Source organism: Nonomuraea sp. NPDC049028 (genome assembly GCF_043197735.1).
Lineage (GTDB): Bacteria > Actinomycetota > Actinomycetes > Streptosporangiales > Streptosporangiaceae > Nonomuraea.
Genome location: NZ_JBICTR010000003.1, coordinates 727,156 through 739,051, shown reverse-complemented (window position 1 = coordinate 739,051; position 11,896 = coordinate 727,156). Strand labels below are relative to the sequence as shown.

Sequence of the window (11,896 nt, the reverse complement as noted above, 5' to 3'; positions counted from 1 at the left end):
TCATCCCGGGGGTGGGCCGCTCAGGGGTCAGCGGTCAGGCGGGGCCAATGGGCGGTCGGCGTCGTTGGGGGCTGAGGTGGTCGTCACCAGGGCGAGCAGGCGGTCGATGAGGCCTTCGTCGTCGGGGGACTGCTCACTGGCCCAGCCGATCGCGTTGGCCAGCCGGAGGAGGTCCGTGATGTCCAACCCCTCGGGTGCGGAGCCGGCGCGGCGGGCGTGGTCGAGCAGCGCGGCGCCGGTGGCGGTGATCTCCTCGTGGCAGGCCGCCAGGGCACCGTCCGCGGGCCAGGAGGCCAGCTGCGTCGCGACCAGTCCGCGCATGGCCGTCGCGTGTACGGCCACCGCCCGCAGCCACGCCCTCAGCGCCGCATCCGCCGATGCCCCGGAAATCGCCGACGCCCCGGATGGCGCTGAGGCCTCGGATGGCGCCGAGGCCCCGGATGGCGCTGAGATCCCGGATGGCGCTGGCGCCCTGGACGGTGCCGACGCCCCGGACGATGTCGATGTCTCGGGAAGCGCGGACGCCTCGGAGAGCAGTGCCTGCCCCTGCGCGCAGAGCGCCGCCACGTCGTCTCTGATCACTGCCACCAGCAGGTCCTGCAGCGTCGGGAAATGCCGGTAGAGGGTGCCCGGCCCTACCTCGGCCTGTTGCGCCACCTGGTTGAGCGAGGCGTCGGGGCCGTGCTCGGTGAAGACGGCCCTGGCCACTCGTACGATCCGCTCGCGGTTGCGCAGCGCGTCGGCCCGCATCATCAGACGCTCCCTGGTTGCTAAGTGGAGAGGTTCTCCCTATCGTATCGAACCGGAGAAGTTCTCCGTTAATGGGGAGTTGAACACGTGAAGATCGGAATCGCCGTCGGCGACGTACGCGGTCCCGCGACGCTGGAGGAGCTGACCGAGCAGGTCAGGACCGCCGCCGAGCTCGGTTACAGCACCGCCTGGGCAAGCCAGGCGCTCGGCTGGGACGCGCTCACCGCGCTGACCGCCGTGGGCGGGCGGGTGCCGGGCATCCCGCTCGGTACGGCCGTCGTCCCGGTGCCGCAACGCCATCCGCTGGTGCTGGCCGGTCAGGCGCTCAGCGTTCAGGCCGCCACGGGTAACCGCCTCACGCTCGGGATCGGCGCGGGGATCGCGATGATGGTCGAGTCGATGTACGGCCTGCCCGCCGACCAGCCCGTACGGCGGATGCGCGAATACTTGTCCGTGCTGAGACCCCTCCTACGGGGCGAAACCGTGGCGCACCACGGCGAGCTGCTCACGGCCTCGGGCACGGCCGCCGTGCCCGGCGCGGAGCCGCCTCAGGTGCTGCTGGCGGCGATGGGTCCGGCCATGCTGTCGCTGGCAGGAGAGCTCGCCGATGGCGTGGTGACGTGGATGACCGGCCCGCGCACGCTGGCCGGGCACATCGTGCCGTCCGTCACCAAGGCGGCCGCGTCGGCTGGACGCGCCGCGCCGCGGGTGATCGCCGGGCTGGTGGTGTGCGTGACGGACGACGAGGCCGGAGTGCGCGGGCGCGTCGCGGAGCAGTTCGCGCTGGCGGGTCAGGTGCCGGAGTATCGCGCCATGCTCGACCGCGAGGGCGTGGCCGGACCGCAGGACGTGGTCATCGTGGGCGACGAGGCGGCGGTGGCCGAGGGGATCGGCAGGCTGGCGGACGCGGGCGTCACGGAGTATCTCGCCGCTCCGTTCGGCACTCCTGAGGAACAGCGCCGCACCATCGAGGCGGTCGCCGCCCTCGCCACGGGGACCTAGGACGGGGGCCACGAACTCTTAAGCGCCCTGCTGATCAAGGATCGGTGGGGCGCGCGTTCCCTGTCCTGGCCACAGCCCTCCGGCGTAACCTGGCAGTGGATACGGAACGAATCGAGAGTAGCCCTGATGCTCGACGACCTCGAAGGGAAGCGCACAGGCGAGCGGATCCAGACGATCCGGGAACGCAAAGGGATGAGCCGGTCTGTACTGGCCGGGCTTGTCGGCTACTCCGCGGAGTGGCTCAAGGGCATTGAGTCCGGCCGACGCCTGCCGCCCCGCCTGCCTGTGCTTATTCGCCTTGCCGAAGTGCTCGCCGTGGGCGACGTCGCCGTCCTCGCCGGAAGCGACATGGACCTCGGGGGGAACACCACCATCCCCATCAGCGCGTTCGCCCGGATACCGCACGAGGCGGTGCCCGCTATCCGCGAGGCCATCCGGGCACCCCAACTCACAGTCGACCAGCAGCCGCTCCCGGTCGCGATCCTGCGGACCCGTACGGCGGACGCCTGGCAGGTGTGGCACACCTCCCGCACCCACCGCACCGACGTGGGCCGGGTCCTGCCGTCCCTCGTCCGCGACGTGCGCGCATCCGCCCGCCAGACGGAAGGCCAGGAACGGCGCGACGCCCACGCCGTGCTCGTTGACCTGTGGGCGCTCGTACAGCACGTCATCGTGTGGGCGAGCGAGCCAGAGCTGATCTGGGTTGTCGCCGACCGGGCCATGGCCGCCGCCCAGGAGGCCGACCAGCCCGCCGCGCTGGCCGGGGCCGCCTGGACGTACGCCATAGTGCAACGCTCCGGAGGCGACACCGACGCAGCCCTCACGCTCGCCCTTGACGCGGCCGACCTGCTCCGCGACCGGCTCGACGACGGCGACGAGCATCGCGCCCTATACGGTGCGCTGCAACTGCACGCCGCCACCACCGCGGCTCGCGCCGGCCGTGAGGGCGACGCCTGGCGGTTCTGGGACGAGGCCGCCGCCGTCGCCCGCCGTCTGCCCGCCGGCTACCACCATCCGTGGACCCAATTCGGCGACTCGAATGTCGCCTTGCATGCTGTGTCGATCGGCGCCGACCTGACCAAGTCTGCCAGCGCGAAGGACCGCGCCGAGCAGATCGACGCCGACAGCATCCCTTCCCGCGAGCGGCGGGCCCGGCTCCACGTCGAGATCGCGCGCACCTACCACCAGCGGCGCGACTGGTCGTCCATGCTCGACTGGCTGCAACAGGCGTACGCCATCTCGCACGACTCGGTGCATTTCAGCCCGACCGGCCGCTTGATGGCCTCCGACGCGGTCGACCAGGGCGGCCCGCTGATCGAGCGTCGGGCCCGAGGTTTCGCCCAGGGGCTCGGACTGCCCCTGTAGAGCAGGGGTGCAGAGTGCACCCCTGCAACGAGGGGTGCGGACAGCACCGGTGCCCGATCTTGGCGCGCATACGGTGCGTGCATGACGGAAGTCCCCAGTCTGATAGTCGATAAGGGCGGGTTGGTCGGAGGAGCAATGACCGACGACGAGCTACTCACCCTCCTTCGCGCCACCAGCGAGAGCGCCCGAGATGTCATGGCACAGGCGGCGCTCCTGCAGGACTTGAGAGGCCGCCAGCTCTTGGTGCTGCGCAGCACCTACCCCGGATGGGACATCGACTTCGAGCGCGACTCGACCGGCCAGTTGTGGTGGACCGCCGAGCTGTACAAGGCCGTCACCCTCGAAATGGTGGCGGCCGGGGTTGTGCAGTGCGTCCGGCAACCGGATGCGATTGCGCTTGCGGCGACGCTCGCCTGGCAGTCGGCTCTCGTGCACAACTGCCGAGCACACAACATGTTCGGCACATGAGCTGCCTGGCCCGCTGCGCATCCCCCGTGGTGGCGGGTCGGGTTGGTGGCCCCGCGTTGTCGGTCGCGGTCCTCCGGGGCTGTGACCGTCGAGGCGAGCGCGGGGCCGCCCCAACACGTCCGGAGGAGCGCAGCCTCCGGGCTGGCCGGGGCCTACGCTGTGTCGCCTCGCGCGGCCCCGGCCTTAACTCAGTGGCCCTAGCTGATGCAGAACTCGTTGCCCTCCGGGTCGAGCAGGGTGATCGCGTAGTAGTCAGGCAGGCCCTCCACCACGAGCACCTTCGACAGCGTCGCCCCCAGCCCGACCAGGCGTTCGGCCTCGGCGTCGAGCTGGGCACGGCGGACCTCCACCGGCCGGTCCCCGGAGGTGACGGACAGGTCGAGGTGGAGGCGGTTTTTTAGCACCTTGCCCTCGGGCACCTTCTGGAACCACAGCCGTGGGCCCACACCGGCCGGGTCGATGACCGAGTCATAGCCGCCGTCGCCCGTCAGCTCCTCCTCGGGCAGCCCCCGGGAGCGCCAGTAGTCCTGCCAGGTGGTGAAGCCCTGCGGGGGCTCCTCCAGCTGGTAGCGGAGCGCCTCGGCCCAGAACCGGGCCAGTTTGTCGGGGTCGGCGCAGTCGAACGACACCTGTATCTTCACGGCCATGCCTGCCATGATGCCCGGCTGGCACGACATAAACGGGGCCCCACCGGTTCGGACAGGCCGGTGGAGCCCCAGAGGAAATCCCACAGGGCCGCCGCCTAGTCCTCCTCCCGGGACGCGGGCGTGGCCGGTTCGACGTGGCGCCGTTCCATCAGCTTCCTGAACAGTGGCGCGAGCAGGGCGGCCAGGGAGAGCAGCAGGAGGATCACCGCGATGGGGCTGCGCACCAGCGCTGTCACGTCGCCCCCGCCGATGGCCAGCGCTCGGCGCAGCTGGATCTCCGCCATCGGCCCCAGGATCAGGCCGATGACCGCCGGGGCGACCGGCAGGCCGAAGCGCCGCATCGCGTATCCCAGCAGGCCCAGCAGGAAGAGCGCGACCAGGTCCACCACCGAGCCGTTCAGCGCGTACACGCCGAGCGCGGCGAACAGCACGATCCCCGCGTACAGGTACGGCCGGGGGATGCGCAGCACGCGAGCCCACAGCGGCGCCAGCGGCAGGTTCAGCACCAGGAGCATGGTGTTGCCGATGAACAGCGACGCGATCATGCCCCACACCAGGGCCGGGTTGTGGTCGAACAGCTGCGGACCGGGCTGCAGGCCGTACTGCTGGAAGGCGGCCAGCAGGATCGCGGCCGTCGCGGACGTGGGCAGGCCCAGCGTCAGAAGTGGCACCAGGGTTCCGGCGGCCGAGGCGTTGTTGGCGGCCTCGGGGCCGGCGACGCCCTCGATGGCGCCCTTGCCGAACTCCTCCTTGGCGACGCCGCGCGCCAGCCGCTTCTCGGCCGCGTACGACAGGAAGGTCGGGATCTCGGCGCCGCCGCCGGGCAGCGCGCCGAACGGGAAGCCGAACGCGGTGCCGCGCAGCCAGGGCAGCCATGAGCGGCGCCAGTCGGTACGTCCCATCCAGGCCCGCCCGACCGGTACCACCTCGGGCAGCGAGTGGCGCAGCCGCGAGGCCACGTACAGGGCCTCGCCCAGCGCGAACAGCCCGACGGCCACGACCACCACGTCCACGCCGTCGAGCAGCTGGTCCAGGCCGAGCGTGAGCCGTGCCTGGCCGGTCTGCTGGTCGATGCCGATCAGCCCGATCACCAGGCCGAAGCCGAGCGAGGCCAGTCCGCGCACGACCGAGCGCGACAGCACCGACGACACGGCGGTGAAGGCCAGGATCGCCAGCGCGAAGTAGTCCTCGGGCCCGAACGAGATGGCGAAGCTCACCACCGCGGGGGCCGCCACGACCAGCAGCGCGGTCGCGATCGTGCCCGCCACGAACGAGCCGATGGCCGCCGTGGCCAGCGCCTGCGCCGCCCGCCCGCGCCGGGCCATCTTGTTGCCCTCCAGCGCGGTGATCATCGAGGACGACTCACCGGGGGTGTTGAGCAGGATGGAGGTGGTCGAGCCGCCGTACATGCCGCCGTAGTAGATCCCGGCGAACATGATGAACGCGCTGGTCGGCGGCACGGTGAAGGTGATGGGCAGGAGCAGCGCCACGGTCATGGCGGGCCCGATGCCGGGCAGTACGCCGACGAGGGTGCCGAGGGTGACGCCGATGAGCGCGTACATGAGGTTGATCGGCGTCAGCGCGCCGGCGAAGCCGTCGAGCAGCAGCTGGAACGATTCCACCTAGATCACCCCCCGCAGCAGCCCGCCCGGCAGCGACACGCCCAGGCCCTTGACGAACAGCAGGTACGTGGCGATCCCCAGGACCACCCCGACACCCGCCGCGCGCAGCTTGTGCTCCGCGCCGAGCACCACCGAGAGCCCGAAGAACAGCAGGCTCGCGGCGATGATCCAGCCGAGCACGTTCAGCACCGCGGTGAACGCCAGGAAGATCCCGCTCACCAGTCCGACACTGCGCCAGTCGGCGGGGGCGTCCACGTCGACGTCCTCGCTCTCCTCGGGGTCGCCGCTGCCGCCCCTGAGCACGTCGGCCACATAGAACAGGCCGATGGCGATCATGGAGCAGCCCACCAGCATCGGGAAGAAGCGCGGCCCGATGCCGAGCTGCGAGGCGGCGGCGGACACGTCGAGCGTCCCGAGCACGACGAACACGCCGAGCGCCAGCACGATGACGGCCAACCCCAGCTCGGGCCGCCACCGCCAGCGCTGCTTCTGGCCAGTGTTGTCAGCGGACATCAGGAGACGACACCCAGCTCGGCGATGATGCCCTTGACCTTGGCCTGCTCGGCGTTGAGGTAGTCGGCGAACTGCTGACCGGTCTGGAAGGAGTCGATCCAGCCGTTCTTGGCCACCGCGTCCTTCCACACCTGCGAGTCGTGCATCTTGGTCACCTGGTCGGTCAGCGACTTCTTGGCCGCCTCGTCGAGCCCGCCGGGCGCCACGAAGCCGCGCCAGTTGGTCAGCTCCACGTCCAGGCCGGACTCCTTGAGCGTGGGCGCGTCGAGGTCGGGCAGCCGCTGGGCCGAGGTCACGGCCAGCGCGCGCAGCTTGCCGGACTTCACGTGCTCGGCGAACTCACCGACGCCCGAGATGCCCGCGCTCACCTTGTTGCCGAGCAGCTCGTTCAGTGCCTCGCCGCCGCCGGAGTGGGCGATGTAGTTGACCTGCTTCGGGTCCACGCCCGCGGCCTTGGCCATCAGCCCGGCCGCGATGTGGTCGGTGCCGCCGGCCGAGCCGCCGGAGATGGACACCTTCTTCGGGTCGGCCTTCCAGGCGGCGACCAGGTCGGCCACCGACTTGAACGGGGAGGCCGCCGGGACCACGATGATCTCGTACTCCTCGGTCAGCTTGGCGATCGGCGTCGTCTGGGCCAGCGTGACCTTGGACTTGTTCTGCTCGATCGCGCCCACCATGACCAGGCCCATGGTCATCAGCAGGTTGCCGTTGCCCTTCTCGCCCGCCAGCTGGGCCAGGCCGATCGTGCCGCCCGCGCCGGGCACGTTGAAGACCTCGACCTTGCGCTTCGGGTCGACGGACTTGAGCGCCTGCTCGGCCGTACGGGAGGTCTGGTCCCAGCCGCCGCCCGGTGAGGCGGGAGCCATGATGCGCAGCGCGCCCGTGCCTCCGCCGTCAGAACCAGAGCCGGCGCCGCAGCCGGACACCGCGGCGACGGAGAGCGCCGCGACGGCGGCGAGTATGCGGAGACGCATGATCACTCCAAAGGGGGGATTTCACGTTACGGAATACTGGATGGTGAAGTCCGTTGCCGATGGAGTCGACCCTTTTCACGATAGCCGTCATATAGGTCGTATTGGTCGCAACCCCCCTCGCACCCCCTCGCAACCCCCCTGTGACCTCGGCATGTTTCCATGGTGCGGTGAGACGGGTACGTGACGCCTCCCTCGGAACCCAGCTGTTCGTGCTCCAGATGGTCATCGTGCTGCTAGCCGTCGGAGGCACCGGAGGCGTGTGGGCCGAGCACACGCGCGCGCAACTGGACTCGCTGCACCAGCAGCGGGCGCTGGCGATCGCCCAATCCGTGGCGGGCCTGCCTCAGGTCCGGGCCGCGTTCAACGTCAAGGATCCGCAAAATGTGCTGCAGCCGCTCGCGCTGAGCGTCCAGCAGTCGACCGGCGCCGATTATGTGGTCATCGCCAACCGCGAGCAGACGCGGTACGCCCACCCCAACGCCGCGCTGATCGGCAAGCGGCTGTCCACCGACGGCACTACGGTGCTGAACACCGGCAAGAGCTGGGTCGGCACCGAAACCGGCACGATAGGCACCACGGTCAGGGGCAAGGCCCCGATCTTCGACGAGTACGGCGACGTCATCGGCCTGGTCTCCGTCGGCGTGCTCCAGACCACGGTCACCGGCCAGCTGGCGGGCGCGCTGCCGCCCCTGGTGTGGACCGCGCTGGCCGTACTGCTGTCCGGTCTGGCCGCCGCGGCGCTGATCACCGCGCGGGTGCGCCGGCAGACGTTCGGCCTGGAGCCGCGCGAGATCGCCGCGCTGCTGGAGCAGCGCGAGGGCGTGTTGCACGGGGTTAAGGAGGGCGTGCTGGCGCTCGACCTCGCGGGCCGGGTGACGCTCGTCAACGACTCCGCCCGCGAACTGCTCGGCGAGGTGGGCGAGGACCTCACCCAGATGCCGGTCTCCGAGCGGATGCGCGACGTGCTCGGCGGCGCCGACCCGGGGGAGGACCGGATCGTGCTGCACGGCGAGCGGGTGCTGGTACTCAACCGCACGCCGATCTCCGTACGTGGCCAGCACCGCGGCTGGGTGGTCACCCTCAGGGATCGCACCGAGCTGGTCCGGCTGGCTCGCGAGCTGGACGACACCAGCAGTGCCACGGGGGCGCTCAGGGCGCAGGCGCACGAGTTCGCCAACCGTATGCACACCGTCGTCGGCCTGCTCGAACTGGGCGAGCACGAGGCCGCGATCGGTTTCATCACCAGCACCACCCGCGGCACGTACATCACCGACCTGCGCGAGCGCGTCCAGTGCCCGACGCTGGCCGCGCTGCTGCTGGCCAAGTCGGCGGAGGCGGCCGAGCGCGGCGTCCTGCTGGTCCTGTCCGAGGACTCCGCCGTGGAGCAGGGCGCGCTGGGCGATCCGCAGGACGCGGTCCTGGTGGTCGGCAACCTGGTGGCCAACGCGATCGACGCGCTCGACGGGGCCACGGGCACGATCGAGGTGTCGGTGCTGACCGACGCCGACGGGCTGCACGTCCGGGTCGGGGACTCCGGTCCCGGTATCGCTCCGGACCTGGTCGAAGAGGTGTTCAGGGAGGGGTTCACCACCAAGGCCGCCCATTCGGGGCCACGCGGGCTCGGCCTGGCGCTGACCCGGCAGGCGTGCCTGCGCAGGGGCGGCTGGGTGAAGGTGGGCAACGCGGACGGCGCGGTGTTCACGGCCCTGCTGCCGGCCTCGGTTCGCGAGCGGGTGCGATGAGCGAGATCCGGGTGCTGGTCGTGGACGACGACTTCATGGTGGCGCGCATCCACAGCGGCTACGTGGCGCGGGTGCCCGGCTTCCGGGTGGTGGCCGCCGCGCACACCGGGGCCGCCGCGCTCGCCATGGCCGCCGAGCTCCGGCCGGACCTCGTCCTGCTCGACATCTACCTACCTGACATGTCGGGACTTGAAGTGCTCAAGGCGCTGCAGGACGTGGACGTCCTCATGATCAGCGCCGCCCGCGACGTGTCCACGGTCAGGGAGGCGATGCGCGGCGGCGCGGTCAACTATTTGATCAAGCCGTTCACCGCCGCCGCGCTGACCGAGCGGCTCCAGCAGTACGTCGACACCCGCAAGCAGCTCACCGCCATCGGCGCGGAGGCCCGCCAGGACGACGTCGACCGGCTCTTCGGCACGCAGCCCGTCGCGGCGCCGCTGCCCAAGGGCCTGTCGTCGGCGACGTGCGCGCTGGTCGCCGACACCCTCCGGACTTGTGGCCGCGACCTGTCGGCGGCCGAGGCCGCCTCGCTCGCGGGGCTGTCCCGCGTCAGCGCCCGCCGTTACCTCGAATACCTCTGCGTCGCCGGGCATGCCGAACTCAGGCCCCGGTACGGTACGGCCGGACGCCCCGAACATCGCTACCGGTGGCTAGGTTGACACACTTCCGTAGTCATTTCTCGTGACATATCCCAATGCGCGTGCCTTACTGTTGCCTGAGGATGTGGCTGCGGAGCGGGAGGAGATTGAGGCGTGCGTAACGCCGGACCGATCGAATCGCCGACCGACCCTTTCGCTTCAGTGCCTCTGCCCATGTCAGGCGGTAGCAAGAAGCCACGGGTCGAGGGCTTGCCCCCGGGAGTTTCCCGTGACATCTTCGGGCCGCCCGGTCAGCCGGAACCCCGGCCGGCGACTCCGAGCGTTGCGAACGGGTCCAATGGGCAGAACGGTCAGAACGGCAGCGGCGCTCTGCCGCCGGTGGCGCCTCCGCCCCAGCCGTGGCCGGTGAACGAGGGGCGCCGGCAGGAACCGCCCGCCCCCGTGTTCGGCGCTTCCGGCTCCGAGCGGCTGCCCGCCTTCATCGACCCGGAGCCGCCCCGCCGCCGTCGCCTCCTGCCCGCGTTGGTGCTGCTCGTGGTGATCCTGGCCGTGCTGGCGTACCTCGTACCGGCCGTGCTCATGTCGGGGTCCGTACTGCGGGGCACGCGCGTGGCCGGGGTGGACATCGGCGGGCTCACCGTGACGCAGGCGGCGGACAAGCTCCGCACCGAGCTCGCGGCCAAGATGAACAAGCCCGTCGTCGTCGACATCGCCGGGCGCAAGGAGACCATCCAGGCCGACGAGGCCGGCCTTGAGCTTGACGTGGTGAGCACGATCGGGCAGGCGCCCAGCGGCTTCCCCGGCCCGGTCGAGGTGTGGAAGGGGCTCACCGGCACCACCGAGCTCCAGCCGAAGATGACCATCGACTCCTCTCAGCTGGCCAGGACCGTCGAGGGCCTGGCGGAGACCTATGACAAGAAGCCGCGTGACGGCCGGGTGGCCTTCAAGAACGGGCAGCCGGTCTCGTCGGAGCCGCGCGACGGCGTGGTGATCGACCGGACGGACGCCGTCCGCGTGATCACCGACGCCTTCCTGCGCGGCCGCGACTCCGCCGTCCTCACGCTCAGGCCAGCCAAGCCCGTCACCACGCCGACCGCCCTCAAGCAGGCCGAGGCCGCCGCCAAGCGGGCCGTCGCCGCGCCCCTCACGCTGAAGCTCGGCGCCAAGCAGGCCCAGCTGCTCCCGGCCGTGATCGCCGCCAACCTGACCTTCGTCTCCGACGACGAGGGCGGGCTGACCCCGCAGTTCAACGCGGCCGCGGCGCTCTCCTCGGTGGAGAGCAAGCTCGTCGACGCGGCGCAGGCGCCGCAGGACGCCACCTACCAGATCGTCAACGGCAAGCCGGTGCTGGTCCCCGCCCGCCGCGGCAGGGGGATCGACGCCAAGCAGCTGGCCCGCGACGTGGCCAAGGTGGTCAGCGGCAACGGCGCGCGGACCATCCCCGTGACCCTGTCGGTGGTCCCGCCGAAGGTGACCACCGAAGAGGTGACAGGGCTCGGCATCAAGACGAACATCGCCGAGTTCACCACGACCTTCGACTGCTGCCTGCCCCGCGTGACGAACATCCAGCGGATGGCGGCCCAGGTCGACGGCTACCTGGTGAAGCCGGGGGAGACGTTCTCGCTCAACGAGGCCGTGGGCGAGCGCACCGTCGAGGGCGGCTACGTCCAGGCGGGGCAGATCGTCGGCGGCCGGATGGTGTCCATCGTGGGCGGCGGTGTCTCGCAGTTCGCCACCACGATGTACAACGCGGCCTTCTTCGGCGGGTTCGACGACGTCTCCCACACGCCGATGGACTACCACGCCGCCCGCTACCCGGCCGGTCGTGACGCCGCCCTGCTGTACCCGGACCTGGACCTCAAGTGGCGCAACGACTCCGACTTCGGCGTGCTGATCAAGACGGCGTCGACCGGGACCTCGGTCTCCGTGCAGCTGTGGAGCAGCAAGCGGTACGACAAGATCGACGCTGTCGAGTCGGAGAAGCGGGACTTCACCCCGTTCCGTCGCGAGACCAGCTCCGCCCCCGGATGCATGGCCACGGTCGGGGAGCAGGGCTTCACGATCGACGTGACCCGCGTGTTCATCAAGGACGGCAAGGAAGTCAAGCGGGACAAGAAGCTGACCACGAAGTACCGGCCGCAGGCGCAGACCACGTGCGTCGCTGGTAACTAGCGCGGTGGATACCCCCTTCGGGGGAGCGGACGAAGGCGGTCC

11 protein-coding genes are annotated in these 11,896 nt (G+C 70.7%); 6 read left to right on the top strand and 5 right to left on the bottom strand.

All coding sequences use genetic code 11. The features are described 5' to 3' along the window. Positions 1-27: 27 nt before the first annotated feature. Positions 28-753 (bottom strand): TetR family transcriptional regulator, encoded by a 726-nt coding sequence (locus ACGFJ2_RS14430; protein WP_393468086.1) that lies wholly within the window; start codon positions 751-753, stop codon positions 28-30. Positions 754-837: 84 nt separating this feature from the next. On the opposite strand from ACGFJ2_RS14430, the gene ACGFJ2_RS14425 reads away from it, so the two are divergent. The 3 genes from ACGFJ2_RS14425 (at position 838) to ACGFJ2_RS14415 (ending at position 3,585) form a co-directional block, all read left to right on the top strand. After that, a complete protein-coding gene (locus ACGFJ2_RS14425; RefSeq protein ID WP_393468084.1) occupies positions 838-1,752 on the top strand; it encodes a TIGR03564 family F420-dependent LLM class oxidoreductase in 915 nt (304 codons plus the stop codon). A gap of 126 nt (positions 1,753-1,878) precedes the next feature. Then, a complete protein-coding gene (locus ACGFJ2_RS14420; protein WP_393468081.1) occupies positions 1,879-3,117 on the top strand; it encodes a helix-turn-helix domain-containing protein in 1,239 nt (412 codons plus the stop codon). Between the two features lie 135 nt (positions 3,118-3,252). Then, entirely contained in the window at positions 3,253-3,585 is a 333-nt protein-coding gene (locus tag ACGFJ2_RS14415; RefSeq protein WP_393468078.1) for a hypothetical protein, read from the top strand. Positions 3,586-3,782: 197 nt separating this feature from the next. Here ACGFJ2_RS14415 and ACGFJ2_RS14410 read toward each other — a convergent pair whose 3' ends face one another. The 4 genes from ACGFJ2_RS14410 to ACGFJ2_RS14395 all read right to left on the bottom strand — a co-directional run bounded on the left by ACGFJ2_RS14410 (position 3,783) and on the right by ACGFJ2_RS14395 (position 7,341). Continuing rightward, positions 3,783-4,232, bottom strand: coding sequence for a VOC family protein (locus ACGFJ2_RS14410; protein ID WP_358178503.1), 450 nt, complete (start codon positions 4,230-4,232; stop codon positions 3,783-3,785). 95 nt (positions 4,233-4,327) lie between these two features. Then, on the bottom strand, positions 4,328-5,854 hold the full coding sequence (locus ACGFJ2_RS14405) for a tripartite tricarboxylate transporter permease (RefSeq protein ID WP_357950181.1): 1,527 nt from the start codon (positions 5,852-5,854) through the stop codon (positions 4,328-4,330). Continuing rightward, on the bottom strand, positions 5,855-6,367 hold the full coding sequence (locus tag ACGFJ2_RS14400) for a tripartite tricarboxylate transporter TctB family protein (protein ID WP_357950184.1): 513 nt from the start codon (positions 6,365-6,367) through the stop codon (positions 5,855-5,857). Continuing rightward, complete coding sequence (locus tag ACGFJ2_RS14395; RefSeq protein ID WP_393468074.1) at positions 6,367-7,341, bottom strand: Bug family tripartite tricarboxylate transporter substrate binding protein; 975 nt, start codon at positions 7,339-7,341, stop codon at positions 6,367-6,369. The genes ACGFJ2_RS14400 and ACGFJ2_RS14395 overlap by 1 nt, the downstream gene beginning before the upstream one ends. 167 nt (positions 7,342-7,508) lie before the next feature. Between ACGFJ2_RS14395 and ACGFJ2_RS14390 the strand changes: the two genes are divergently transcribed. From ACGFJ2_RS14390 to ACGFJ2_RS14380, 3 genes are all read left to right on the top strand, one after another. Next, positions 7,509-9,083 carry an ATP-binding protein gene (locus tag ACGFJ2_RS14390; RefSeq protein WP_393468071.1) on the top strand — a complete coding sequence of 525 codons (1,575 nt, stop codon included), beginning with the start codon at positions 7,509-7,511 and terminating at the stop codon, positions 9,081-9,083. Then, positions 9,080-9,742 carry a response regulator gene (locus ACGFJ2_RS14385; RefSeq protein ID WP_358178501.1) on the top strand — a complete coding sequence of 221 codons (663 nt, stop codon included), beginning with the start codon at positions 9,080-9,082 and terminating at the stop codon, positions 9,740-9,742. Before ACGFJ2_RS14390 ends, ACGFJ2_RS14385 begins: the two co-directional genes overlap by 4 nt. A 345-nt stretch (positions 9,743-10,087) precedes the next feature. Beyond that, on the top strand, positions 10,088-11,854 hold the full coding sequence (locus ACGFJ2_RS14380; RefSeq protein WP_393468069.1) for a VanW family protein: 1,767 nt from the start codon (positions 10,088-10,090) through the stop codon (positions 11,852-11,854). Positions 11,855-11,896: the final 42 nt, after the last annotated feature.